Source organism: Maribacter sp. MJ134 (assembly GCF_003970695.1).
Classification (GTDB): domain Bacteria; phylum Bacteroidota; class Bacteroidia; order Flavobacteriales; family Flavobacteriaceae; genus Maribacter.
Map to the genome: position 1 here is coordinate 3064500 of NZ_CP034570.1, position 26201 is coordinate 3090700.

The following is a 26201-nucleotide window of genomic DNA, read 5'->3' on the forward strand; positions in this document are numbered from 1 at the left end:
TTAACGTATTACTGTGATAGTTCCCTGTTTAAGGACTTCACTGGCATTCCTTATCTTATAATAGAATACCATGTTCTGTTTGGTAAATGCGGTGGACGTTTGCGGCCAATTGTTCTTATAGTCGAACTCGTTTACAACTTCCTCTCCCTGTTCGTTGTAAATAATTACATTCACATCTGGCTTGTTTGAATAGGAGTTTGGTATAACCCATTGATCGTTGATACCATCGCCGTTTACCGTAATGACATTAGGTACTTTGAAGGTATCTAAAATGCTAACCTCTACTTGTCTTATGATGTCACAATTATCTATGGACGCCACCAAGGTATACGTTCCTGGTTCTGTAAAAGTTACACTGTCGGAGTTGCTCATTTCTGCGTTTGCAGAATTCATCCATCGGTAAGCTGTACCGCCACTAGCGGTAACCGTTCTTGAAGTACCTTCCGGTATAACAATATCTCCAGAGGGATTTAGGGTTATTAAGTTCTCATCCAAAGGAGAAACAGTTACTTCATTTGAAATGAGAGGACAACCGTCCCTATCCAATACTAGTCGGTATGTTCCGGGTGCGTTAATATCGTATTGCGCGTCTGTAGTATTTACAGTAGCTCCTTCTAACTGCCATTCAAAGCTTTCCGAAGAAAGGTCGGTTGATGTGCTAATCGTCACAACATCACTGGCCGAGCAATAAATACTGCTTGTAGCGCTAATGGCTATGGTTTCACTAGTCAATAATTGAACGGACAGTACATTAGAGTTTTCATTATAGGAATCTATGGTGGCATTTAAACTGTAATCCCCATTTTCAGAATTGGAAGCTATGCTTATCGATTTTCCATTTTGTCCCGTAAGGTCTGACCCATTTCTTAGCCACTGGTAGGTAAAGGCATCTTCTAAATCTGCCGTCACATCCGTGGTGGTTCCGTCAGCTGCGACAGCGTTAATAGTGGTTACATCAAGAATTATACTGGTATTTACACAAGACGTGTATGCATCCGCATAATCCACAATTACCTCAAAAGCATCCGGAGCAACGGCTACCGTATTCTCTGAGTTCCTAACCGATGTGGAACAGGCGCCTCCTGATTGAGAAACCTCTGCGTAATAAGTACCCTCTTGGGTAATATTGAGGGAGTTATTTGTTTCCCCTGTAAGTTCTACACCATTTCTAAACCACTTATAGGTTGGTCCGCTAGCATCGGTGCTAACGCTCAACGTTTGTGTTTGAGACGGTAATACCACCACATTCGCCGGATTATCCCTTGTTACCGTAAAATTGTCCGCATTGGTCATCGTGATTGCGGCTGAACGTTCGGTACAAATTCCCGAACCTGAAATCTCAACAGCATAATCTCCCTCAAAACCTGCGTTTGCCGCATTAACGGTGTACGTAGTTCCTATGGCCCCAGCTATGGCAACATCGTCCTTATACCATTGATAGCTCCATGAAGGGTCTGTAGTATTGATAGCCAAAGTTTCCGTGTCTCCTGAGCATAAAGCTGTCTTAGAGGGAGGTGCAACCGCGATACCTGCGCCGCCAGCACCTATCGTAACATCAACTATGTTAGAATCTGTATTACCGGACCCGGTACAAATGGGTCCGTAGTCTATAAACGCGTTGTACATTCCGCTTTGGGAAATGTTTATCGTATGGCCCGTTTCACCAGAAATTTGAGTTCCACTTCTAAACCATATGTATTGATATGTTTCAGGGTTGGCTATATTATCAACTTGTAGGGTAATCGCATTTGTACTACAAATACTTCCCGGAGGTGTTCCATCTCCTGCTTCACTTATATTGAGATTTGAAGTGACGTCCATGTAGTACATGTTGTAGGCGTTAGATTCAGCCCCAAGTTTTACGGGATCGGTACTCCGCACTCTCATCTTGTAGCCTTGACCACGAGTAGTAACGGGAATTGCGAAATCTGTATTGAAATCCGAATTGGAATTTTGATCGGTTATGGTTTTCAAGGTGGTTGGGGCATCAAAACTGCCATTGGCATCCGAGAGCTCCAGAATAAACTCATTACCGGCGTTGGCAGTGCCTGCCCAAGTAATGTTGACAAAATATTCATTGAATCCCCCGTTACCGGCACAAATCGCCGTCCATGGGGAGTTACCCGCAAGATTAGGATTGTCCGCAGGTTCAGGTGCATTGATTACAATGGCCTGTGCTGTTAGTTGTAGGCAACTAAAGAGCAAAACCATTGCGCTTAAAACGTTCTTTTTGAAATTAGTTTTCATAATGATCTGTAGTTTTGGGCCCCTACTTGTTATGAATTTCCGAGGTCATTTTCTTGTGTACCCTAGCATTCAACGTCAAATATGGTCTTTATAACGGATATTTTGAACTTATTGTTGTAGGGGTGAGCTTTTCTGTTGTGAAATGCGAAGTATGCAAGGTCTATCCATTTTAAACTTAGCTATTGTGGCATTTTTGCTACTTTTGTAGCCTGAAAAATAATGACATGAGCGAGACAACAAAGTCTTTGAATTTTATAGAGCAAATCGTTGAGGAGGATCTAGGTAAAACCCATTCAAACAATGAGCTCCGTTTTAGGTTTCCACCAGAGCCCAATGGCTATTTGCATATCGGCCATGCGAGTTCAATTTGTTTAAATTTTGGTCTGGGTCTTCGCTATGATGCCCCTGTTAATCTTCGATTTGACGATACCAACCCGGCAAAAGAGGAACAAGAATTTGTTGACGCCATTAAACGGGACGTAGAATGGTTGGGCTATCAATGGGATACCGAACGGTATGCCTCTGATTACTTTCAACAACTCTATGATTGGGCCGTACAGCTCATTAAGGATGGTAAGGCCTATGTTGATGACCAATCTTCAGAAGAAATGGCCGCGCAAAAAGGCACGCCAACGGAACCGGGAACAGATAGCCCGAACAGAAATAGGCCCATAGAAGAAAATTTAGCGCTTTTCGAAGCGATGAAAGATGGAAAATTCGATGAAGGTACCCACGTGCTTCGCGCAAAAATTGATATGGCCTCCTCAAATATGTTAATGCGTGATCCTATCATGTACCGTATTCTGCACAAAAGCCATCATAGGACAAATACCGATTGGTGTATTTATCCGATGTACGACTGGACCCACGGGGAGAGCGATTACATAGAGCAGGTATCACATTCCTTTTGTACGCTAGAGTTTGCCATGCATCGCGAGTTGTACGATTGGTTTTTAGATCAGGTCTATGATGAAAATAAAGTTCGCCCAAAACAACGCGAATTTGCCCGTAGAAATCTAAGTCATACGGTAGTGAGTAAGCGTAAGCTTGCTCAATTGGTAGAACAAAATGTGGTACATGGCTGGGACGACCCAAGAATGCCAACAATCTCCGGTTTACGCAGAAGAGGCTATACCCCCGAATCCATTAGAAATTTTGCGGACACTATAGGTATTGCCAAGCGGGACAATTTAATCGACGTTTCTTTGCTGGAGTTTCATATTCGGGAACATCTAAATAAAATTACGCCAAGGGTAATGGGTGTTCTAGACCCATTGAAATTGGTTATTACCAACTATCCTGAGGCTGGGGAAGAATGGCTGGAAGCAGAGAATAGTCCCGAGGATGAAACTTTAGGAACAAGACAGGTTCCTTTTTCTGGAGAACTTTACATTGAAAAGGCAGATTTTAGAGAACAGGCCAACAAGAAATTCTTTCGGTTAAAGTTAGGGGGAGAAGTGCGTTTAAAAAACGGATACATCATAAAGGCGGAAAGTTGCACCAAAGATTCCGATGGAAATATTACCGAAGTTCAATGTACCTATGACCCTAAAAGTAAGAGCGGTAGTGGCACTGAAGAGAGTTTAAGACGCGTTAAGGGCACGTTGCACTGGGTATCCATAAAGCACGCCATAGAGGCGGAAATTCGCCTTTACGACCGCTTATTTACCGATGAAAGCCCCGATACCCACAAGGACAAGGATTTTATGGAGTTCGTTAATCCGGATTCTTTGAAAGTAATAACCGGTTTCTTAGAGCCTAGTTTAAAAGACGCCAAGGTAGAGGACCGTTTTCAATTTCAGCGTATTGGGTATTTTTGTGTGGATCCTGACAGCACTGCTGAAAAATTGGTGTTCAACAGAACAGTAGGTCTCCGTGATTCTTGGGCCAAGATTCAGCAAAAAAGATAGCACTTCAAAAAAGACTGATTGTTTTATTACTTTCAATTTTAGCTTGTTCTATTTTCAGATGAGCAAGACTACACCGTGTTTACCAATCGACCAAACTCACTTCACTGCGCTGCTCGCCATAAATAATTGAAAAAAAGCCTCGTTTTTCGTAGGGAAATTGCAGAGCCTTCGTCTTATCATCAAAATTAAGCGATGAAAAAGACCCTGACCCTTGTGCTTTTGTTTATTGGATTAATCATCAATGCCCAAGAAAACAGTATTAACAAAATAACCTTCGAAGGTTTAAAACGAACAAAGGAAACTTTTCTTAAACGGCTAATCAAGACCAAAGAAGGGGCGGTTTTGGACACCTTAAAAATTATTGGGGATGTAGAGCGGCTAAAGCGGCTTCCGGGTATTGCCAATGCAAGTTATACCTTTGCAGAAACGCCTAGTGGCACTGACCTAACCTATACTATAGAAGAAAATTTTACCTTAATTCCGGGCTTGCGTATAGCTACGGCGAACGATGGCAGCTTCGCTTATCGTGTTTCGGCCTTTGAGTTCAATCTTTTTGGCAACAACCAGTTACTAGGTGCTTTTTATGAAAAGAACGTCTTTAACTCTTATGGAGCTTTTTGGGAACATCCCTTTCTATTTAGTGATAAACTTGGGGTTGGCTTAAACTATCAGGACGTAACGACCCAAGAACCCGTTTTTTTCGAAGAGGGAGATAAGAATTATCGCTTTAATTCTAGAAACTTAGAGGCCAATCTTCTCTTTTCTTTCGATTTTAACAATGAAGCCGAACTGGGCGCCATTCTGGTTAAGGAAAGTTATAGTTTTGAAGGTAACGACCCTCCTCTTCCCAATAGGCCTTTAAACCTAAACGCAGATAAACTTATTTATAGGGCCGCCTATCGCTACGTTGATCTGGACATCGAATATCAATATCTGGATGGATTGCAAAGTGAATTTACGGGACAGTACATACAACTGCTACAGGGTGATGCCCCAGGAGAAGAATTTTTACAAAGCTTCATTTCCCTAAGAAATGATCTGACCTACTATAAAAAAATTGGCAAAGGCGGCAATTGGGCCAATAGATTACGCTTGGCTGCAGCGATTGGTAATGAGGATTCTCCGTTTGCCCCTTTCACGTTGGATAATCAGCTGAATATACGTGGCGTAGGGAATACAGTAGACCGTGGAACGGCTGCAATAGTTCTAAATACGGAATATAGGCACACCCTTTACGAAAAAGGTTGGTTCGTCATACAGAGTAACGCCTTTGTTGACGTGGGCTCCTGGCGAAATGCAGGTGAAGACTTCTCTCAGCTTTTTGACGGTACTTCTACAAGATTATATCCTGGCCTAGGTCTGCGTTTCATTCACAAGCGTATTTTCAATGCGGTCTTTCGATTAGATTATGGCTTTGGAATTGGAAACAACGCAACTAACGGACTCGTTTTTGGAATAGGTCAATATTTTTAAGGTTCGCAATGCGGTTTTTAGCCAATAGAAAAAGGCCCAGTCCGTATGGATTGGGCCTTTCTTTTTGATATGCGCTTACCTATTCTTTGTTCTTCTTTGGGACATTGGTCTTTTTCATAGACTCACCGATCATATTACTGGCGGTGAAGGAAGCCACCATATTATTTAGCATGTCACTCCCTGCTTGTGGAGAATTTGGTAATAGAATTAAATTAGTGTTCGTTTCCTCACCGATGCTTTGTAGGGTATCATAATGCTGTGTTACTACAATAAGCGCGGAAGCCTCTTGGCTATTAATGCCCACTTTGTTCAACACTTCTACAGATTCCTCTAGGCCACGGGCAATTTCTCTACGTTGGTCTGCAATACCCTGCCCCTGCAGGCGCTTACTCTCTGCTTCGGCCTTTGCTTTTTCTACGATTAGAATTCTTGCGGCATCCCCTTCGAACTGTGCGGCAATCTTTTCACGTTCGGATGCGTTAATTCGGTTCATGGCCTGTTTTACCTGAGCGTCCGGGTCAATATCGGTAACTAAGGTTTTAATAATATCAAACCCATAATCTGACATGGCGTCGTTCAATTCTGCCTTTACGGCCAAAGCAATATCATCTTTCTTAACGAAAACATCATCCAATTTCATTTTTGGGACCTCTGCCCGTACGACATCAAAAACATATGAAGTAATTTGGTCGTGTGGATAGTCTAACTTGTAGAAAGCATCGTAAACTTTATCCTTGATTACCTTGTACTGCACAGAAACTTTTAGTCGTACAAAAACATCATCTAACGTTTTAGTCTCAATGATGACATCCAATTGTTGAATTTTTAAACTCAACCTTCCCGCGATGCGCTGTACAAAGGGAATTTTAAATTGAAGTCCAGAATGTCTTATACTACTGAATTTACCGAAGGTTTCCACAATAGCAGCTGTTTGCTGTTTTACGATAAAAATACCCGAAATAATCACTAGGATTACAAAAATAACAATTGGTATAATAAAGAAGTTTCCCATAATATCTTGATTTTAGTTAATATTGGTAATTTACGAAATCGCTATCGTATATGTGTCGTATTTACTTGGGATTTGTTACATTGTTTCTTCAGGCAATACTACTTCCAAATGTTGCCTAACGTAATTAACAGAAGAATTTAGACAAGAACTTTATACATGGCTGGCAAAAAAGATCTCTCGTTGTTACAAAAAGAACTTACCCCTATTCTTAACCCGGGCGAGTTCGTTTTTGTCACGACAAAGGACAGTTCAATTGTCAATAATGGGGAGGCTATAGGTCAATTTAAAGAAAAAGAAGGTTTTACGCTAATTCTCGAGAGAGGCAAAGCACGAGAATTAGGTTTATCCTACGACTACATTGCCTCATGGATAACGCTGTCCGTGCATTCTTCTTTGGAGGCTGTTGGTTTAACGGCATTATTTTCTACGGAATTGGCGAAACACGAGATAAGTTGTAATGTTATCGCGGGTTACTACCATGATCACATTTTTGTAGCAAAAAAGGATGCCGATAGGGCTATGACTGTTTTATCAAACCTAGCAGAGAATAAAAATAAACAGTAATGGCTTGAGTCCGAAAACCAGCTTCCTAGCCGAGTAATTTTATAGCTTTACGTATTCTAGAAATAGTTTCAGTCTTACCAATCATTGCTATAATATCAAAAATATGCGGCCCTTTCATATCTCCGACCAGTACTAAACGCAACGGCGGCATTACTTTTCCGAATGAAAGTTCTTTTTCAGTTATCCATGCCTTTACCATGGTCTCGGTGTCTTGAGCGGTGAAATCATCTATGGATTCCAAGACCAATGCAAGCTCTTCCATTATAGCCCCTGTTCCTTCCTTCCATTGCTTCTTGACCGCTTTCTCGTTGTAGCCATTTGGTGATAGAAAAAAATAGTCGCTCAAATCCCAGAAATCCGAAACGAAAACGGCACGTTCCTTAATCAAGGAAATTACTTCTTCTATGTAATCCAAGCCATATTCCTCTTGCTCCGATGCTAATTTTGTATCAAGTTCCTCTTTAAATGCTATTGCGAGATCTGCATTTTGCATAACCTGCATGTACTGTTGATTATACCATTTGGTTTTATCTGGGTCAAACCGCGCTCCAGATTTGTTTACACGGTCTAAAGAGAAGGATTTGACCAACTCGTCCAGGCTGAACAGTTCCTGTTCCGTTCCTGGATTCCATCCCAATAAGGCCAAAAAATTAATAACGGCTTCAGGAAAATATCCCGCTTCTTTATACCCCGCTGCATCCTTCCAAGAAAGGGGAAATACCGGAAAGCCCCCTTTCTCACCATCTCGTTTGCTTAGTTTTCCCTTTCCTACAGGTTTCATTATTAAGGGTAAATGAGCAAATTCCGGGGCCTGCCATTCAAAAGCATCATATAACTGTTGGTGTAGGGCCAAAGACGGCAACCATTCTTCGCCCCGTATAACATGAGTAATTTCCATTAAATGGTCATCAACAATATTGGCCAAATGATACGTGGGCATGCCGTCACTTTTAAATAATACTTTATCATCCAAGACATTGGTGTCTATTTCCATAGCTCCACGTATGGTGTCCTTAAGGTGAAGTTTTTCGTCGGGAGGGGTTAAAAATCGTATGACATAATCGTCTCCGGAGTTGAGTCTTTTTTCAACAGCCTCGGGCATCATTGATAAAGAATTGTCCAATTTTAATCTGTTATGCCAATTATAAATAAAAGTTTTACCCTTTGATTCATGGTCTTTACGATGAAAATTAAGGTTCTCGGCGGTATCAAAGGCATAATACGCTTTGCCCTTTACAATGAGTTCCTCTGCATAGGCCTTATATAAATGCTTTCTTTCGCTTTGTCTGTAGGGTCCAAAATTGCCCTCTTTACCAACGCCCTCATCAAAAGGAATTCCGCACCAGTTCAAAGCATCTACGATATATTCTTCCGCGCCTTCTACATATCTATTCTGATCCGTATCCTCGATTCTGAGAATAAAATCGCCTTTATGTTTTTTAGCAAAAAGATAATTGAACAATGCAGTGCGAACACCACCAATATGCAAGGGTCCTGTAGGGCTTGGCGCAAAACGCACTCGTACTTTATTTGTCATTGAGCAAAGGTATAAAAAGCGGCGTATCCCTAGAATCATTTCTCAAGAGAAATTATATAATCGACACCGCCAAGACCATACTCTTTTAAAATAACCAAAAGCGGGGTGAGGGTTGCTAAACCATTCATCTTATCGCTTTTAACAAATTTTTCTAATTGAAAAAATTAGATTACGCCTATCTTGGCTTTAAATATCCATACAATTGCAGACGTACAACAAGATATTAACTAAGCTGAACGAATTTATTCGCAAGCACTATACCCAAAAACTAATAAAAGGAGTGCTGCTTTTCTGCGCTTTTGGACTACTATTCTTTATGGCCGTAATGGGAGTGGAATACCTATTATGGCTTAGCTCCACTGGGCGCTTTATTTTACTGCTTATTTTTATGGTCGTAGAATCTTTTCTGCTTTTTAATTATATCCTTAAGCCTCTTTTTTACCTGTTCAAAATAAAACGCGGTATCTCCGTAAAGGATGCTGCAGAAATGATTGGCAAACATTTTACTACGGTAGGGGACAAGCTATATAATTTGTTGGATTTAGCGGAGAATAAAGAAAAATCTGAGTTGTTGCTTGCCAGTATAGACCAACGTTCCCATCAATTGAGCAGCATTTCCTTTTCCAGCGCTATTCACTATAAAGATGCCCTGAAGTATGCAAATTACGCGGTAATTCCCTTACTAATCGCAGGTTTGGTCTATTTTTCCGGGAATTGGAGCTCATTTTTTGGATCCTATGAACGTGTAGTTAATTACGACTTGGCATACGAGCCACCCGCTCCTTTTTCTTTTGAACTCTTATCCAGCGACTTAAGGGTAATTGAAAATGAGCCCTTTACTTTCCAGGTAACCACCAGGGGTGACATTAAACCGGAGAACATTTATCTAGTCCTCAACGGAAAAGAAATACTGCTGCAGGAAGAAAAAGGAATTCATCAATATACCCTATCTCCCCCAATAGCATCCGGCTCGTTCCATTTTAAAGGAAATGAAGTGAATTCAAGGGAATATTTTATAGAAGCATTGAAAGCACCAGCAATAATGGATTTTGAGTTGGTGCTAGACTACCCCTCCTATCTTAAGAAGAACAGCGAGACCTTAAAAAGCACGGGGAACGCCATTTTACCAGAAGGCACTAAGGTTACTTGGAACATAGTGGGTCAGCATACCAAAAAAATTGATTTAATAACATCGGACACCGTCTTGTCTTTCAGCAGAGAAATCAACGATTTTACGTTCTCTAAAAGAATATATGGTGATTTTCCATATCAACTAACCACATCGAACGAGAATAGGACAGATTATGAAAAATTGGATTACAGTTTTAAAATAATCAAGGACGGCTATCCAAATATTAAAGTGACGCAGGTTTTGGATTCCTTAAATCCGAACATTGCCTATTATTCCGGCGAAGCCACGGATGATTACGGATTAAGGCGGGTTGACTTGGTTTATTACGAACGCGGAAAGGAAAAAGAACAAAAAAGTATCACCATTTCCAGACCTAACAATGGGTTTGACCAATTCTACTATACCTATCCTTCCGGATTGCAAATCGAGGCAGGCAAAAATTACGACTATTACTTTTTAGCAACGGATAATGATGCCATTCATAACGGTAAGTCCACCAAAAGCCAAGTCTTTAGTAAGACGCTATTAGATGATAACCAGTTGAAAAACAAAGACTTAGAATCTCAACAGGCACTGATAAACAACTTAGACAAGTCTTTGGAAAAAGCTAAAGAACAAAAGGATGCCCTTCAGGAACTCAATAAAGAACAAAAAGAGAAGAGCAGTCTCAACTTCAATGATCAAAATCAAGTAAAGGATTTCTTGCAGAAGCAGGAGCGACAAGAAGAGCTCATGCAGAAATTCAGCAAGGAATTAAAAGAAAACTTGAATAAAGGAAACAAGGACGACAAGTTGAATCAACTGCTCCAAGAGCGACTAGAACGCCAAGAAATAGAGGCTAAAAAGAATCAGAAGCTCCTTGAGGAACTCAATAAAGTCGCCGAAAAAATCAACAAGGAAGAATTGGTTAAACGTTTAGAAGAGTTAGGTAAAAAACAACAAAATTCCGAACGTAGTCTAGAACAACTTCTAGAACTGACCAAAAGGTATTATGTAACTGAAAAAGCCGCTCAATTGGCCACGGATCTTCAAAAGCTTTCGGAAAAACAAAAAGAATTAGCAGAAGAGGCCATCACAGAAGCTACTGCGCTACGAGAACAAGAGGAGTTGAACAAGGAATTTGACAAAATCGCACAGGAACTCGAAGAATTACAAAAAGACAACGCCAATCTAAAAAAACCGCTTGATCTACAGATAGACCAAAACAAAAAACAGGGGGTCCAGGAAAATCAAGAAAAAGCCTTAGAGGAAATTCAAAAAAACGATGAAAATCCTTCAGCTAATACAGAGGAAAAGAAGGAATCAGCGGCCGAGGCTAAAAAAAACCAAAAGGCAGCGTCAGATAAAATGAAAGAAATGAGCGAAGAGCTTAGCGACTCTTCCTCAAGTGGCGGAGGAGGGGGTTCTTCCGTTGCGGAGGATGCGGAAATGCTGCGTCAAATTTTGGATAACTTAATTATATTCTCCTTTAAGCAAGAAGCGCTATTTGACCAATTGAGTCAGCAGCAAGAAGAAGATGCGTCTCAATACGCTAAAACCGTACGTAATCAAAACGAACTGAGGGGGTTATTCGAGCATGTGGATGACAGTTTATTCGCACTATCACTTCGTCAAGCAGAGCTGTCAGAGTTTGTTAATGAGCAGATTACGGAAGTCTACTACAACATTGACAAGTCGTTGGAAAGTATGGCGGACGGCCAAATATACCAAGGGGTATCTTACCAGAAATACGTACTTACAGCTTCCAACAGCCTTGCTGACTTCCTAGCGAAGGTCATGGATAACATGAATCAGAGTATGCAAATGGGAAAAGGACAGGGAGATAGTCAGGGAGGTTTCCAGTTGCCCGATATCATCAAGGGGCAAGAGTCGCTTGGAGAAAAAATGGGGAAATCAGGAGAACAAGGCAAGAGCGGCCAAAAAGGTGAAGGACAACAAGGTGAGCAAGGGCAAGAGGGAGCTAACGGGGAAAAAGGTGAAGGACAGCAAGGTAAAGACGGTCAGCAAGGCAAAGGCCAAGACGGCAAGGATGGTGAAGGTGCCGGTGGACAAGGTGAGGGAAGTCCCGAACAAGGAAACGGCCAAGGGAATACTGGCTCTGGAAACCAAGGTCTTTCTGAAGGGGAGTTGCAGGAAATCTATGAGATTTATCAAGAACAGCAACGTATCCGCCAAGAACTGGAACAACAATTGGAAAACATGATCAATTCCGGAGAGCGCAAATTAGGCGAAAAGTTAGTGCGTCAGATGGAAGATTTCGAGAATGATCTACTTGAAAACGGAATAACCCAGCGCACTATCAACAAAGCAAATACCATTCAGTATGAATTATTGAAATTAGAGAACGCTGCGCTAAAACAAGGACAAAAATCCCAACGCGAGAGCAATACTAATTTAAAAGACTTCGCTAACCCTATAACTACTAAGCCCTCATTATTAGATAATTATCGTAACGAAGTAGAAATTTTAAATAGACAAGCCTTACCTTTGCGCCAAAATTTTCAGAACAAGGTAAAAGCGTATTTTAAAGGCGATGATTAATTTTAACTACGAGCTAGACTTCACATTAAAAGACCCAAATAAATATATTGCCTGGATAAATCGCATCTGTGATTCTGAGGATACTGTAGTAAAGGAACTGAATTATATTTTTTGTGACGACGACTACCTTCTAGCTATTAATCAGAAATATCTGAAGCATGATACGTATACGGACATCATCACGTTCGATTATACAGAAAATGAATTTGTTTCCGGGGACATCTACATTTCTATTGAACGTGTTGCGGAGAATAGTTTAACCTATGCCGTTTCACTTGAAAACGAGTTGCTTCGTGTTATGGCACACGGTATACTACATCTTTTGGGTTTTAAGGACAAAGGAGCGAGTGATATCGCAATGATGCGAAAAAAGGAAGAAGAAAAAATAAATCTGTTCCACGTGGAACAGCGGTAAATTATGTTTGGAGAAAATTACGACGTTATTGTAGTAGGAGGTGGGCATGCTGGCGCAGAGGCAGCTGCCGCAGCTGCGAATATGGGTTCAAAAACCCTATTGGTAACGATGAACCTACAGACTATTGGTCAGATGTCTTGCAATCCCGCCATGGGCGGCATCGCAAAAGGACAAATAGTACGAGAGATAGATGCGCTTGGCGGGTACAGTGGTATTGTTACAGATAAATCCGCGATTCAATTTAAAATGTTGAACAAGTCGAAAGGCCCCGCGATGTGGAGTCCTAGAGCACAAAACGACCGCATGCGCTTCGCTGAGGAATGGCGTCTAGCGCTTGAGAATACCCCCAACGTAGATTTCTATCAGGAAATGGTTTCTGGTCTTTTAGTTGAAAAAGGTAAGATTGTCGGGGTACAGACGTCTCTAGGAATTCCTATTAAAGGAAAAGCCGTGGTTCTTACCAATGGCACTTTCTTAAACGGATTGATACATATTGGCGAAAAACAGTTTGGCGGAGGACGATCGGGAGAAAAAGCTGCGACAGGCATTACCGAACAACTCACTTCCCTTGGTTTTGAAAGTGGACGTATGAAAACCGGCACTCCTCCACGTGTAGACGGACGCTCCTTAGATTATTCTAAAATGATACTACAACCAGGTGATGCCACTCCTGAAAAGTTTTCCTACACACCCACTGAAACTTTAAAAGTTCAGCGGGACTGTCATATGACCCATACCAGCAAACTGGTTCATGACCTTCTCCGCGAAGGCTTTGACCGTTCCCCTATGTTCAATGGTAGGATTCAAAGTATTGGGCCCAGATACTGCCCCTCTATTGAAGACAAAATAAATAGGTTTGCAGATAAGGACAGTCATCAAATGTTTATTGAGCCAGAAGGATGGAACACAGTAGAGGTCTACGTAAATGGTTTTTCAACATCCCTGCCAGAGGATGTTCAGTTCAAAGCATTACGTTCCGTGGTAGGTTTCGAAAAGGTGAAATTCTTTAGACCAGGTTACGCCATAGAATATGACTACTTTCCCCCAACACAATTAAAGCATACCTTAGAAACTAAGTTGATTGACAATTTATACTTCGCCGGACAGATAAACGGAACTACCGGGTATGAAGAGGCTGCATCTCAAGGACTGATGGCAGGTATCAATGCACATCTAAAAATTAATAAAAAGGAACCTTTTATTCTCCAAAGAGACGAGGCTTATATCGGTGTACTTATAGACGACCTTATCACAAAAGGAACAGAAGAACCTTACCGCATGTTTACCTCTAGGGCAGAATACAGAACCCTATTACGACAAGACAATGCCGATTTACGACTTACTCCCAAAGGGTATGATTTAGGATTAGCATCCAAAGAACGTCTTACTCGAATGGAAGAAAAATTGAATAAGTCCAACCAGTTTGTAAAATTCTTCAAAGACACCAGCGTACTACCAAAGGATATAAATCCTATCCTAGAAAGTGTAGACTCCAACACCGTAACACAATCGGATAAAATGTTCAAAGCCTTCTCAAGACCTAAGGTTACTATGGAGCATATGCTGCAACTTGATGTCGTCTCTAATTTTGTTGAAACGAATGAATTGGACCGGGAAATCCTTGAGCAAACGGAAGTACAAGTCAAATACGCAGGATACATCGCTAAGGAGAAACTAAATGCAGACAAACTTCACCGTTTGGAATCTGTAAAAATTCCAACCAACTTCGATTACTCCAAACTAAAATCTTTATCCTTTGAGGCAAGAGAAAAACTATCGCATATTCAGCCGGTCACCATATCACAAGCTTCAAGAATTAGCGGTGTTACACCAAGCGATATTAGTGTGCTTCTCGTTTTCCTAGGCAGATAATAACGATCGTTCCACGTGGAACATTAAAAAGCCGTCTTCTTGGAAGACGGCTTTTTGTGTTTATAAAACTTTCGATATTACTATCTTCGGTCCTTCTAGACATACAATATGTATACCTACTTAAAGACTAAAGATTACTTTCTAACTCAAGAAGAATTCGAACTTAAATACGATTCAGAATTTGAGATGCTCATTACACATCCACAACCCAATAATTTATCTAAATATTACCAAAGCACCAATTACATATCTCATACCGACGACAACGACACGTTAATCGATAAGCTATACCACTATATTAAAAAATACAGTCTTCGGAAAAAAATCCAATTAATAAATACGCTAGACGTCCCTAAAAAAACCATTTTAGATATTGGTGCCGGCACAGGTGATTTTCTTCTAGAAGCGTCCAAACAAAACTGGCTAACGAATGGAGTAGAACCCAATGAACAGGCAAGGACCAAAGCACATTCCAAAAAAATACCTCTAGAAACCTCCCTGACCAAGATTCAAAACAAGCAACATGTCATCACGCTATGGCATGTCCTAGAACATCTACCAAAACTAGAACAACAAATTATTGATATTACTAATCTCTTGGAGAGTGGGGGATATCTCATCATCGCCGTGCCCAATTACAAATCGCATGACGCAAAAAAATATAAGACTCATTGGGCTGCATATGATACTCCCAGACATCTTTGGCATTTTTCTAGCACCTCTATTTCTCTTCTTTTTGAACCTAAAGGATATACCTTGAAAAACACATTACCCATGTATTTCGATTCATTTTATGTGTCTTTACTATCTGAAAAATACAGACATGGTAAAGCGAAGTATATGAATGCTTTTTTCACAGGATTGTATTCCAATATCAAAGCCACATTCAACGGCCAATACTCTTCTCTCATTTATATCCTTAAAAAAGACTAAAACTTATTTTAAGCCCATCTACGGCCCTTTATTAAATACCTATATAAGAATACTTCAACAAGTTCAGATAAGCTCTCTGTTATCCTCTTTTAAGTTCTTTAATATCATTAATACTTATACTATATTCTAACTTCATAGATTATACTTATTTCAACTATTCTGTTGCTCTTACTTTAAGACAAAGTTATACCCACTATAAGAAAAGCTTTGCTATTTTTGCCCAACTAAAATTTTAGCACTGATGAAAAAACTAATGTTTACAATTTCTTGCCTTGCCGTTCTAGCCTCATGCAAACAAGAAAAAATCGGATATGTCGACAACGTAAAGTTGATGAACGATTACCAAGAGAAAATTGATGTTGAAGCAAAATTTAAAGTAAAAGCTGACGCTCTTACTAAAAAGAGGGATAGTATTTCTCAAGCTTTTCAGATAGAAGCACAAGCCTTTCAAGCTAAAGCACAAAACATGTCTCAACAAAAAGCGCAAGAAGAATATGCTGTTTTTCAACAAAAGGGTCAATTCATGGGTCAACAACTTCAGCAAGAAGATCAACAACTTCAAGCAGAAGGTCAAGTTGAAATGGACAGCGTTGTAAAAAATGTAAAAAGAGAAATCGAAGCCTACGGTAAATCCAATGGTTACAGCTATATACTTGGCGGTGGTGATGGTGGTAGTGTCCTTTATGGTACCGAAGCCAATGACCTTACTTCAGAAATAGTAAAAGCACTCAACGATAAATACAAAAAGTAGATTATACTACATTTATCAATTACAAGCCGGTCTGAGACCGGCTTTTTTAATCATCCTTCCTGATACCTTCTATTTTCTCTAGACCACTTTCTATTGTGAAGCGATCCCTAGGAAGAAATCCTTTAACTATTAAAACCATACCACATACTACCAAAATTAAACCTATTCCTTTCTTTATAAGATGTATCCGATTATTCGTAAGTTTTCGTTTTAACTGCTTGGCTAACAGTATTTTAAAAATATCTGTAATAAAATATGAAAGCAACATTGTGGTGAAAAATACTCGTATGCGCACCGGCTCATTATCTAAACTTGGTCCAACAATAATGATAATACCCAACCAAAATACAAGTACCCCTATATTAATAAAATTCAAGAAAAAACCTTTGAAGAACAAACTGAAGTAATCATTGCTCCTCACCTTTAACCGTTTATCAATTGGTCTCTTAGTTCCTTGCTTAAAAAAGATAGTGATACCATATACTAAAAGAATAACGCCTCCAAAAACGTATAGACCAGGTTGATTACTTAAATTTTCTAGCAGTTGGTAACTACTAAAGTATGCCGCTAGTATAAATATAATATCAGCTATAATAACACCAATATCGAAACTCAATGCTGCTCTAAAACCTTTGATTGCACTAGTTTCTAAAAGAATAAAAAACACAGGACCGATCATGAAACTTAATAAAAAGCCTAAAGGAATCGCAGCCTGTATATCTTCTAACATTCTTTACTACATTCTTTTTATCACTCCTCCGAATACCGTTTTTTCTTCCAATTTAGGAGGATTACCGTGAACCAAAACCTCTCCACCCGCCTTTACGGCAGCCTTCACATATTCACTGGCATATATTTCCGCCTTAGACCCGGCATTGACATTTACAGTTGAAAACTTCGTTTTAAAATTCTTCCCTTCGTATACGCCACCTGTATTTATTTGAACATCTTGTAACTCAGAAAATCCGTTAGTCTCAATAACGCCACCCGAAACAGACTTAATAAGCATCTGTTCTACCTCCGCTGATACCGTTAATTCACCACCTTCTTGGGCTTTCAATTCTATAACATCTTGTTTAATGGTGCCCTCTGAATTAATCCTAGCGTCTTCGTTAACATCTATGACCATAATATCATCGGTATAATATAAATCTACAAACGTTTTATATCCACTGAATATTTTACCTATTTGCATTCGGATTTTAAGTACTCCATCATTATTTACAATAGCTACCTTATCTGTACTTTCACCAGTAATAATCGCCTTGTTTTCAGAAGACCGTATAAGGTTGATGGACAATCCGTCAAAACCTTTAACCTCCGAAAATTTACTTAAGCTTTTGGTAATCTTATTATCCTGTCCGTTTCCTAAAAGTAAGTTTAAGCAGCACAATAACAAAACAACATGCTTCATAATCAATTAATTTGTATCCTACAAAAGGATAATTTTACAGCTCCCTATTAGCAAATAGCATACCATTATGAAACCTAATTATGTTTACCTATTAGCGAAAAATCCAAGTGCCGTTTTTCTAAATCGGTATTCTTCACCATTACGACAACCTCATCACCAAGCTGGTAACTCTTCTTAGTTCGCTCTCCTACAACGGCATACTCCTTTTCATCAAAGATATAATAATCTCCTTTTATGTCCCTGATACGAACCATTCCCTCACATTTATTCTCGATTATTTCAACATAGATTCCCCATTCCGTAACCCCACTAATAACACCAACGAACTCCTTGTCATCATGGTCTTGCATAAACTTGATCTGCATGTACTTAATAGAGTCTCTTTCTGCGCTGGCAGCCAATCCTTCCATGTCGGAAGAATGCTGACATTTTTGCTCGTAAATTTCCGCCTTTGGTGATTTTCCATTATCTAAATAATGTTGTAACAGCCTATGTACCATAACATCAGGGTATCTTCTAATAGGCGAAGTAAAATGCGAATAATAATCAAAGGCTAAACCATAGTGCCCAATATTATCTACTGTATAAATGGCCTTACTCATGGTACGTATGGCTAAAGTATCTACCAAATTCTGTTCTTTTTGCCCTTTTACATCCTCTAATAATTGATTTAAGGAAGAACTTATGGATTTTTTATCCGTAAAATCTAGTTTATGACCAAATCTCTTGATCAAACCATTTAGAGCCATGAGTTTATCTTCATTTGGATCGTCATGTACACGATAAACAAAAGTCTTTTTTGGTTTCTGTTTACCAATGAACTCCGCTACTTTTCTATTGGCAAGCAACATAAACTCCTCTATAAGCTTATTAGCGTCCTTAGATTCCTTAAAATATACGCCCACTGGTTCGTTTTCCTTATTCAGATTAAAACGCACTTCGACCTTATCAAAGGAAATTGCTCCTTGATCCATACGTTTACTACGCATAATCTTGGCTAATCTATCCATTGTTAAAGTAGCCGTTACGACTTCCTTGTCTACCTCATAAGCGCCATCGCGTATAGAAATATCCTGTGGAATCTTTCCATTACCAGTTTCTATGATATGCTGTGCTTCTTCATAAGCGAAACGCTCATTAGAATTAATTACCGTTCTACCATACCACTGGTCTACAATCTTCGCCTTTTTATCCAATTCAAAAATTGCTGAGAACGTGTATTTTTCTTCGTTAGGTCTTAAGGAACAGGCATTATTGGATAATACTTCCGGTAACATTGGTACCACTCTATCTACTAAATATACCGAAGTGGCCCTTTCATAGGCTTCATCATCCAAAACGGTGCCTTCCTTTAAATAATGGGAAACGTCTGCAATATGCACACCGATTTCATAATTACCGTTTTCCAAAACAGTAAACGATAACGCATCGTCAAAATCCTTTGCATCCTTTGGATCAATAGTAAAGGTCAATGCATTTCGCATATCCCTTCTTTTCTTTATTTCCGATGGTTTGATAGCCGTATCCAAGCTATCCGCAAAACGTTGAACCTCTGTAGGAAATTCGTAGGGCAAACCATATTCCGCTAATATGGAATGTATTTCCGTATTATGTTCTCCTGGTTTTCCTAAAACTTCGGTAACCTGTCCATAAGGAGAATCTACATCTTCCGGCCAGTCGGTAATTTCGACCACAACTTTATCACCATCGTTAGCATCCTTTATCTTATCCAAGGAAACAAAAATATCCGTATACATTCTAAAATCCGTTGGACGCACAAAAGCAAACGTTTTCTGCATATCCAAAATCCCCACAAATGTAGTTTTGTTACGTTCTAATACCTTGTGAATGTCCCCTTCTAATTTCTTCTTGTCCCTTCTAGGATAAATATATACCTCGACGCGGTCTTTATGAAAAGCCTTGTTCAGTTTATTCTGAGGCACAAAGACATCGTCTTCCATACCCTCGATTACGATATAGGCATTCCCCTTTCCCGTAATATCAACTATTCCTTCGTGATAGGTTTTTGTATCCTCAAGAACCTGATAATTTCCTCTACTTACTTCTATGATGCGCTTCTTTTCCTTTAACTGAACTAATCTTTTAATAAGATTATTTCTATCGTTGGCCTCTGTAACCCCTATCTTTGCAGCAATCTGCTTATAATTAAAGCTTTTCTTTGGTTCTTTTTCCAGTACCGTGAAAATGCCTTTTGTGATTTCATTTCTTCTATGGTTTCTCGCCTTCTTGTTTCTCTTCGACATTAAAATTTTAATTTTTTGAAAATTACGAATTATAATCCACTACCTATTCTATTCTTAAACCTCTTGCATATTTTCTAAGGTTATCAACATATATTATATAATAACTATTTCTTTTATAAATTTTAAAAAATAAATGGTGATTATAATGGTTTGTTAATAGACGTGATAACTTATTCAGGTATTTCTTGACTTTTTGAGATACCATAACTTGTTCACATATTAAAAACACAAATGTATATTGATTATCAGAAATTTGAATGAGTTATCATTATAAGTTGATAACCAATTTGAACAACTAATTATTCATAAGTTTATAAAAAATTAGTGTTAACTAGGAGTCTAAATTTCTTCACAACCTAATGACTATTTCTAACATCATTTTTAGGCTATTAATGAAATAGATACTAATTGAAAAAGGAGTTTCACAACCAAATTTTTTACTTGTTTTTTGTAAACATTTTTTAAAGCGGTTGTTCCACTATTTAACTCACTAATGAACAACTAATAGAAATGAATAACCAAAATATGTTGTGTAAGCTATGTTTTTTGTGGTGAACTCCATGTATGTTGTACATTTGTAATACGTAAAGCGGTTTCCCCGACCTAATTTTATAATCAAGTAATTCGCCTACTATGAAAATATCTATTGGTAACGATCATGCCGGCACAGAGTATAAGCTCGCAATTATTGGACTCTTAAAATCAAAGAATATAGAAGTGTTTAATTATGGAACTGATGGAACGGATAGTGTTGATTATCCGGATTTTGTTCATCCCGTGGCCCAAGATATAGAATCGGAAAAATCGGATTTTGGAATTATTATTTGTGGTAGCGGTAACGGAGCTTCCATGACCGCGAACAAACATCAAAAAGTTAGGTGCGCACTTTGTTGGACAAAAGAAATAGTGGAATTGGCGAGAGAACACAATGATGCAAATATCTTAAGCTTACCAGCAAGGTATATTTCGTTACCACAGGCCTTGGAGATGGTAAAAACGTTTTTAGAAACTGATTTTGAGGGCGGTAGGCATGAGCGTAGGGTACTTAAAATACCTTGTGTCTAATTTGAAAGAATACGTATGTAGACCGGTCAGAGAAATCTCCTATTTTTGATAAAATTAAATCCGGTGCACAAACATGCTCATAATCATTCCCATCCTAAGGTAAAAGCTAAGAACCTCATTATTTCCATAGTTTTGAATACGGTAATTACCGTATCTCAGGTTATAGGGGGCCTAATTTCCGGGAGTCTTTCTTTGCTTTCCGATGCCTTGCATAATTTTAGTGATGTTCTTTCTTTGGTCGTAAGCTATATAGCTACCGTACTTTCTAGAAGAAAGGCCTCTACCAATAAGACTTTTGGTTATAAGAGGGCAGAAATAATAGCCGCTTTTGTAAACTCTGCTACACTGATCGTAGTGGCGCTTGTGCTAATTAAAGAAGCGGTGGAGCGTTTTATTGCCCCGCAAGAAGTAACATCGGATTTGGTCATTTGGCTTTCAATACTGGGAATAGCCGCTAACGGAATTAGTGTTTTATTGCTAAAGAGAGATGCGGATACCAATATGAATATGAAATCTGCCTATCTACATTTACTCACGGACATGATGGCCTCCGTTGCGGTACTCATAGGAGGTTTGTTAATGAAGTTTTATCAGTTCTATTGGGTAGACCCACTACTAACTTTGGTTATTGCCTTTTATTTAATTTACATGGGCTACGATTTATTAAAGCAGTCTACTAGGGTTCTCATGCTTTTTACCCCAAATAGTTTACAAGTAGATGAAATCATTACTACCATTAAAGAAATAGAATCCGTTAAAAATGTTCATCATGTTCATATTTGGCAACTTAATGAGGAGGAGGTGCATTTAGAAGCACATATAGATTTTGTAGCGGATATTAAACTGTCGGAGTTTGATGTAATTTTGGAGCTAATAGAGGAACAAATGTTTCATATGTATGGAATCAACCATGTGAATATTCAACCAGAGTTTGGGAAATGTGACAGTAAACAAATAATAGTACAGGACTAATGTTAGATATTACCGTAAAGCGTTTTAATGAAATAGATACAGACGAGTTGTATCAGTTACTTCAATTAAGAAGTCGGGTATTTGTAGTAGAGCAAGCTTGTATTTACCAAGATTTAGACGGTAAAGACCAAAAGGCGATTCATATTATAGGTAAAAAGGATAACAGAATTGTAGCGTATACGCGAGCGTTTACCGCAGGAGATTACTTTGAACAGGCAAGTATAGGCAGGGTAGTGGTAAGCGACCAGGAACGTTCACATGGTTATGGTAAAGTAATCATGGAGGCGTCCATTAAAGCCGTGGAAGAGGTCTTTAAGGAAAATACCATTAAACTATCCGCACAGACATATTTAAAGAAATTCTATAATTCGCTAGGCTTTAAAGCATATGGAGAGGGATATTTGGAAGATGGCATACCACACATTGTTATGCTTAGAAACTAAAAATGGCGCTCAAAGCGCCATTTTATAATAAAGTCTATAAATCATAGCGCTTTAAAGCGCTATGATTTATATCTTAATGAGTTGTTTATTACTTAAGTTAATATCCTCTAACATGTTATCGGTAAACTTATAGTGCCCCCTAGTGGTAATTATTCTAAACCTGTTAGATTTCATTCTACTTAAAGTATCTAAAAACAACCACTTCGTTTTTAACAATCTTGGTTTTTGAGATTTAAGGCTAATATCAAAAAAGTATTTTCTACCATTCTTTAAGGCTACGATATCTGGGGTAATTTTATTGTCCGCCCCTTTTCTGGTGTATGATTTTGGGGTTTCATAGCCGTCTAAATCTGCCTTGATATTTTCAAAACCAGTGGCTTCTAAATGGTTGATGGATTTCTCTAAAAAATCTGCGTTAGCTGTCTTGTCTAATTTTATCATAGCTTATAATATAATGGAATTTCATCCAATCACAAATTTTAAGCGCTGATTAACAATGCTTTAACTTTTTAGATGTAGATTACCGTAAGACTAGGCCGTAAGGTTTTGGACAAGAAAATAGCATAAGTTTTGGAGCCAAGCTTGGAAGCATTTTCATTCTTGATTATCAGGTAAAGGCGTCGGGAGTTTGAATAAAATGTTGTATGGTTGTCTTAAGATCAATTGTTCTTCTGCCAAGTTTTTTCGTTTTCCATTCCGATTAGTAATCTGAAGGGTAATCATAATACCGATAACTACAAGTACAATCTTGTCAATAGCGTAAAGCAGATACTTGTTAAAGCGGTTTCTCTTACTTGTAGCCTTACCCGTTTTGTAGCCTTACCCTTTTTAGGACATCGCTAAATTCATAAAAATATCTTTATCGTTGACCGTTTCGGGGAAGAATTCTTCCCCGAAACGGTCTTTATACTCTCTCGGTGGCATATCTCCCAATGATGAATGTGGGTGCCGCGTATTGTAATCCTTTTTCCATTTATCGGTCAATGTCCTGATCTGGTGCAGGTCGTTGAACCAGTAGGCATCAAGTACGTCCTCCCTGTAAAACCTGTTGAGCCTTTCCATGTAACCGTTCTGCATCGGCTTGCCCGGTTGTATGAACCTTAGTTCCACTCTTTTTCCCTTGCACCACGCCGCCAAGGTCTTCGAGATGAACTCGGGACCGTTGTCACAGCGTATCGTCTTTGGAAGCCCTACTTCCTCTTCCAGATACTCCAAGGTCTCCACGACCTTTCTTGCCGGATAGTTCAGACCTATATCCATGGCCAGTGCCTCACGGTTACAATCGTCCATGACGTTGAACACCCTTACTTTCCTTCCATCGGAGAGAACGTCCGACATGAAGTCCATACTCCATACCTCATTGAGCGCCGTAGGGGCCTCCAATGGGTTCTTTACCCTTGCGGGCAGTCTTTTCTTATGTTTTCTGCGCAGCTTCAGGTTCATCTTCCTGTAAACCCGAAGTACACGTTTCCTGTTCCATTTATGGCCTTCGCGACGAAGCCGTTTATAGTACACCTCGAAACCCCTTGTCGGCAGTTCTTCCGCCAACCTCGATAGCGCGTCGATCACTTCCGTATCGTTCTTTTTGGTATGGTAGTACCACATCGAACGGGCAAGCCCGATCACTTGGCAGGAACGCGATACACGGACCGAATAGGCATCCTGAAGGTACTTGGCACGGTGCTTCTTGTCGGAAGGCCCTAGAACTTTTTTGACAGTACGTCCTTGAGCATGCGCACGTCCAGGCTTACGTCGGCGTACATCTGTTTGAGCTTGCGGTTCTCCTCCTCGAGCTCTTTGAGACGTTTCATGTGCGTGACTTCCATTCCGCCATATTTCTTGCGCCAATAATAAAAGGTGCTCTTGTCGATGCCCAGTTCGCGGGATACATCCCCGACACTACGGCCCTGTTCGTTCTCTTTCAAGGCCTTGATGATCTGGCTCTCGGTAAACTTGCTTTTTTTCATGTGACAGTTAAAATTTAAAGTTAGAAAATTCTAATTTTAAGCTGTCCTATTTTTAGGGAAGGCTACAAAACGGGTAAGGCTACAAAACGGGTAAGACTACATTTTTAGGGAAGGCTACATGTAAAGAGAAGTTATTGCACATAACGGTTGAGCTATGAACAGTACGGGAACAAACTAGCGTTTGCTTTCCGCCACGCACATAGCGAAATCTTTTGGTTTTCTTTTTTTCTTTGTCCCGCTAAAAAGCAAAATCCCAAAGATTTTGCGGACTTCATAAAACTACACAAACCTTGCGATTAAGCCCTAAGCCCGTATTGTTTATAGGTTTTGTTAGGCGCAGTTATTTTCTAGGATGCTAATTCTTTCCGATAGTCTGCTCAGTATATTTAACACTCTGAGAAAGCTGGCTAAATGGTCTTTAAACTCTAAAAGCAAACGATTTTGGCGATTTTTCATTTTCATAATAAAATTCCCCAAATAAGTAATCGTTTTTTATTTCTAAATAACCGTCACACTTATTACCCTCAATATCAAACATTTTTAGCTCCAGATGTTTGCTGTTTTCAAAGCACTTTCCTTTTACATCAAGTTTTTTAACTGATTGATTCCATTCAGAGAGCCCCTCCTTAACCAAGATAGTCTTTAAAACGACGTTATTTTGGTTATCAAATTCAAGTTCTACTAAGTATATTGTTGCAAATACGTTACCACCGTTATGTATGTCGGTTATTGCGAATGGACCAGAGGTAAATTTCTTTGATTTTGTTATTTCAGTCCGATTATTCATATTTCGAATACTTTATCATAAGAATTCAACTTTATCCAATTTAGTTATCTGAAAACCTTTAAAACCTAATTCGTTAATTCTATTTTTTAATTTTTCAGAAATCACATAGCCACCTTTATCAATAAAGGGGAAATAAAATATATCTGAATGTTGTTTTAATTTTAATTTCCATATCAGTTGTTTGTTTTTAGATTCTTTAAATAGAAATTTAAATTCTTTTCGATTTCTAACAGAAACTGATAATTGGGTAAGATTTCCATTTTCGTTTAATTCAAAATACTTAGAACTTTCAAATATTAAATTATTCCATTCATTTTGGGCGAGGTGAAAAATATAGTATGGTAGTTTTTTACCATGGAACATTAGTTTACTCTTGTAAAAGCGGAAGGGTTTTGATATTTCAAATTGTTCTAGCATATTTTTCAATCTTTCTGAAATTAAAAAACCTCTGCATGAAGGAACATTCTGTCCAATATAGGAATACGCATCCAGCAGAATCCAATCATATTCTTTTTGATAAGACAAACTGTAAAGATGAAAATAATCAAAGACAGGAGCGTTATCTACCACGTTTTCAAAAAAAATCTTTCCGAAATTCCCTCCTTTTGATAAATACCCGTTGTTATTTGATATTCTATCTCCATTGGCTTGTGGATATACTTTTGGCCCATCCGAGTGCTCGTCTAAAATAGAGGTGTCCCAAAGTCTTAATTTTAAGGAGTAGTAGTTCATTTATAATTGCGCCTAACGGTCTAGTGTATGATTTCGTTGCGTGTTTAAGCACTAAATTTAGCAAATAAATCACAGATAGAAAGTCCGCGAGGACTTTCGTAAGTAGGCGATAACAAGCAATTACTTATAGCCATTGTGCCTGTTGCACAAGTTAGGAAAAAAACGGGTCG

General features: G+C 39.0%; 21 protein-coding genes and 1 pseudogene. 11 read left to right on the forward strand and 11 right to left on the reverse strand.

Annotation, left to right across the window (positions count from 1 at the left end):
* A complete protein-coding gene (locus EJ994_RS13200) occupies positions 1–2247 on the reverse strand; it encodes a gliding motility-associated C-terminal domain-containing protein (RefSeq protein WP_241240783.1) in 2247 nt (748 codons plus the stop codon).
* A gap of 224 nt (positions 2248–2471) precedes the next feature.
* Between EJ994_RS13200 and EJ994_RS13205 the strand changes: the two genes are divergently transcribed.
* Together EJ994_RS13205 and EJ994_RS13210 are read left to right on the forward strand one after the other, a co-directional pair.
* Positions 2472–4157, forward strand: coding sequence for a glutamine--tRNA ligase/YqeY domain fusion protein (locus EJ994_RS13205; RefSeq protein WP_126592918.1), 1686 nt, complete (start codon positions 2472–2474; stop codon positions 4155–4157).
* Between the two features lie 192 nt (positions 4158–4349).
* The gene (locus EJ994_RS13210) at positions 4350–5630 is read left to right on the forward strand and encodes a POTRA domain-containing protein (protein ID WP_126592919.1); all 1281 of its coding nucleotides are present in this window, start codon (positions 4350–4352) and stop codon (positions 5628–5630) included.
* A 79-nt stretch (positions 5631–5709) separates the two neighbouring features.
* Here EJ994_RS13210 and EJ994_RS13215 read toward each other — a convergent pair whose 3' ends face one another.
* Entirely contained in the window at positions 5710–6642 is a 933-nt protein-coding gene (locus tag EJ994_RS13215; RefSeq protein WP_126592920.1) for an SPFH domain-containing protein, read from the reverse strand.
* Positions 6643–6798: 156 nt separating this feature from the next.
* Between EJ994_RS13215 and EJ994_RS13220 the strand changes: the two genes are divergently transcribed.
* Positions 6799–7206, forward strand: a complete 408-nt coding sequence (locus EJ994_RS13220; protein WP_126592921.1) for an ACT domain-containing protein — start codon at positions 6799–6801, stop codon at positions 7204–7206.
* A gap of 25 nt (positions 7207–7231) precedes the next feature.
* Here EJ994_RS13220 and gltX read toward each other — a convergent pair whose 3' ends face one another.
* Positions 7232–8743 carry a glutamate--tRNA ligase gene (gene gltX / locus EJ994_RS13225; RefSeq protein ID WP_126592922.1) on the reverse strand — a complete coding sequence of 504 codons (1512 nt, stop codon included), beginning with the start codon at positions 8741–8743 and terminating at the stop codon, positions 7232–7234.
* A gap of 202 nt (positions 8744–8945) precedes the next feature.
* Here gltX and EJ994_RS13230 point away from each other — a divergent pair, with 202 nt between their 5' ends.
* The 5 genes from EJ994_RS13230 to EJ994_RS13250 all read left to right on the forward strand — a co-directional run bounded on the left by EJ994_RS13230 (position 8946) and on the right by EJ994_RS13250 (position 16387).
* The gene (locus EJ994_RS13230) at positions 8946–12416 is read left to right on the forward strand and encodes a hypothetical protein (protein ID WP_126592923.1); all 3471 of its coding nucleotides are present in this window, start codon (positions 8946–8948) and stop codon (positions 12414–12416) included.
* Positions 12409–12831, forward strand: coding sequence for an rRNA maturation RNase YbeY (gene ybeY, locus EJ994_RS13235; protein ID WP_126592924.1), 423 nt, complete (start codon positions 12409–12411; stop codon positions 12829–12831). Before EJ994_RS13230 ends, ybeY begins: the two co-directional genes overlap by 8 nt.
* Before the next feature lie 3 nt (positions 12832–12834).
* Complete coding sequence (mnmG, locus tag EJ994_RS13240; RefSeq protein WP_126592925.1) at positions 12835–14703, forward strand: tRNA uridine-5-carboxymethylaminomethyl(34) synthesis enzyme MnmG; 1869 nt, start codon at positions 12835–12837, stop codon at positions 14701–14703.
* Positions 14704–14811: 108 nt separating this feature from the next.
* Positions 14812–15636: a class I SAM-dependent methyltransferase gene (locus tag EJ994_RS13245; protein WP_126592926.1), complete on the forward strand. Its 825-nt coding sequence runs from the start codon at positions 14812–14814 to the stop codon at positions 15634–15636.
* Between the two features lie 241 nt (positions 15637–15877).
* Positions 15878–16387 carry an OmpH family outer membrane protein gene (locus EJ994_RS13250; protein WP_126592927.1) on the forward strand — a complete coding sequence of 170 codons (510 nt, stop codon included), beginning with the start codon at positions 15878–15880 and terminating at the stop codon, positions 16385–16387.
* Positions 16388–16433: 46 nt separating this feature from the next.
* Here EJ994_RS13250 and EJ994_RS13255 read toward each other — a convergent pair whose 3' ends face one another.
* From EJ994_RS13255 to rnr, 3 genes are all read right to left on the reverse strand, one after another.
* Entirely contained in the window at positions 16434–17117 is a 684-nt protein-coding gene (locus tag EJ994_RS13255) for a LysE family translocator (protein ID WP_126592928.1), read from the reverse strand.
* Positions 17118–17123: 6 nt separating this feature from the next.
* Entirely contained in the window at positions 17124–17801 is a 678-nt protein-coding gene (locus tag EJ994_RS13260) for a head GIN domain-containing protein (RefSeq protein ID WP_126592929.1), read from the reverse strand.
* A 74-nt stretch (positions 17802–17875) separates the two neighbouring features.
* A complete protein-coding gene (gene rnr / locus EJ994_RS13265) occupies positions 17876–20065 on the reverse strand; it encodes a ribonuclease R (RefSeq protein WP_126592930.1) in 2190 nt (729 codons plus the stop codon).
* A 633-nt stretch (positions 20066–20698) separates the two neighbouring features.
* Between rnr and EJ994_RS13270 the strand changes: the two genes are divergently transcribed.
* From EJ994_RS13270 to EJ994_RS13280, 3 genes are read left to right on the forward strand one after another with little or no spacing between them, the layout of a single operon-like run.
* The gene (locus EJ994_RS13270; protein WP_099573819.1) at positions 20699–21130 is read left to right on the forward strand and encodes an RpiB/LacA/LacB family sugar-phosphate isomerase; all 432 of its coding nucleotides are present in this window, start codon (positions 20699–20701) and stop codon (positions 21128–21130) included.
* Between the two features lie 45 nt (positions 21131–21175).
* On the forward strand, positions 21176–22102 hold the full coding sequence (locus tag EJ994_RS13275) for a cation diffusion facilitator family transporter (protein WP_410504157.1): 927 nt from the start codon (positions 21176–21178) through the stop codon (positions 22100–22102).
* The gene (locus tag EJ994_RS13280) at positions 22102–22545 is read left to right on the forward strand and encodes a GNAT family N-acetyltransferase (protein WP_126592931.1); all 444 of its coding nucleotides are present in this window, start codon (positions 22102–22104) and stop codon (positions 22543–22545) included. Before EJ994_RS13275 ends, EJ994_RS13280 begins: the two co-directional genes overlap by 1 nt.
* Positions 22546–22611: 66 nt before the next feature.
* Here the strand turns inward: EJ994_RS13280 and EJ994_RS13285 are convergent, their stop codons facing one another.
* The 5 genes and pseudogenes from EJ994_RS13285 to EJ994_RS13300 all read right to left on the reverse strand — a co-directional run bounded on the left by EJ994_RS13285 (position 22612) and on the right by EJ994_RS13300 (position 26031).
* Positions 22612–22986, reverse strand: a complete 375-nt coding sequence (locus EJ994_RS13285) for a hypothetical protein (protein WP_099573816.1) — start codon at positions 22984–22986, stop codon at positions 22612–22614.
* Positions 22987–23373: 387 nt separating this feature from the next.
* On the reverse strand, positions 23374–24393 hold the full coding sequence (locus tag EJ994_RS13290) for an IS3 family transposase (protein WP_241240784.1): 1020 nt from the start codon (positions 24391–24393) through the stop codon (positions 23374–23376).
* Positions 24360–24512: pseudogene (locus EJ994_RS17625) on the reverse strand (transposase); the annotation flags it as partial. The gene EJ994_RS13290 and the pseudogene EJ994_RS17625, both read right to left, overlap by 34 nt.
* Positions 24513–24930: 418 nt before the next feature.
* A complete protein-coding gene (locus EJ994_RS13295) occupies positions 24931–25299 on the reverse strand; it encodes a hypothetical protein (RefSeq protein ID WP_126592932.1) in 369 nt (122 codons plus the stop codon).
* A 15-nt stretch (positions 25300–25314) separates the two neighbouring features.
* Positions 25315–26031, reverse strand: coding sequence for a hypothetical protein (locus tag EJ994_RS13300; RefSeq protein ID WP_126592933.1), 717 nt, complete (start codon positions 26029–26031; stop codon positions 25315–25317).
* Positions 26032–26201 lie beyond the last annotated feature (170 nt).

Coding starts and splice junctions, on each gene's coding strand:
- EJ994_RS13200 (WP_241240783.1), bottom strand. CDS start 2,247: ATGAAAACTAATTTCAAAAAGAACGTTTTAAGCGCAATGGTTTTGCTC.
- EJ994_RS13205 (WP_126592918.1), top strand. CDS start 2,472: ATGAGCGAGACAACAAAGTCTTTGAATTTTATAGAGCAAATCGTTGAG.
- EJ994_RS13210 (WP_126592919.1), top strand. CDS start 4,350: ATGAAAAAGACCCTGACCCTTGTGCTTTTGTTTATTGGATTAATCATC.
- EJ994_RS13215 (WP_126592920.1), bottom strand. CDS start 6,642: ATGGGAAACTTCTTTATTATACCAATTGTTATTTTTGTAATCCTAGTG.
- EJ994_RS13220 (WP_126592921.1), top strand. CDS start 6,799: ATGGCTGGCAAAAAAGATCTCTCGTTGTTACAAAAAGAACTTACCCCT.
- gltX (WP_126592922.1), bottom strand. CDS start 8,743: ATGACAAATAAAGTACGAGTGCGTTTTGCGCCAAGCCCTACAGGACCC.
- ybeY (WP_126592924.1), top strand. CDS start 12,409: ATGATTAATTTTAACTACGAGCTAGACTTCACATTAAAAGACCCAAAT.
- mnmG (WP_126592925.1), top strand. CDS start 12,835: ATGTTTGGAGAAAATTACGACGTTATTGTAGTAGGAGGTGGGCATGCT.
- EJ994_RS13245 (WP_126592926.1), top strand. CDS start 14,812: ATGTATACCTACTTAAAGACTAAAGATTACTTTCTAACTCAAGAAGAA.
- EJ994_RS13250 (WP_126592927.1), top strand. CDS start 15,878: ATGAAAAAACTAATGTTTACAATTTCTTGCCTTGCCGTTCTAGCCTCA.
- EJ994_RS13255 (WP_126592928.1), bottom strand. CDS start 17,117: ATGTTAGAAGATATACAGGCTGCGATTCCTTTAGGCTTTTTATTAAGT.
- EJ994_RS13260 (WP_126592929.1), bottom strand. CDS start 17,801: ATGAAGCATGTTGTTTTGTTATTGTGCTGCTTAAACTTACTTTTAGGA.
- rnr (WP_126592930.1), bottom strand. CDS start 20,065: ATGTCGAAGAGAAACAAGAAGGCGAGAAACCATAGAAGAAATGAAATC.
- EJ994_RS13270 (WP_099573819.1), top strand. CDS start 20,699: ATGAAAATATCTATTGGTAACGATCATGCCGGCACAGAGTATAAGCTC.
- EJ994_RS13280 (WP_126592931.1), top strand. CDS start 22,102: ATGTTAGATATTACCGTAAAGCGTTTTAATGAAATAGATACAGACGAG.
- EJ994_RS13285 (WP_099573816.1), bottom strand. CDS start 22,986: ATGATAAAATTAGACAAGACAGCTAACGCAGATTTTTTAGAGAAATCC.
- EJ994_RS13295 (WP_126592932.1), bottom strand. CDS start 25,299: ATGAATAATCGGACTGAAATAACAAAATCAAAGAAATTTACCTCTGGT.
- EJ994_RS13300 (WP_126592933.1), bottom strand. CDS start 26,031: ATGAACTACTACTCCTTAAAATTAAGACTTTGGGACACCTCTATTTTA.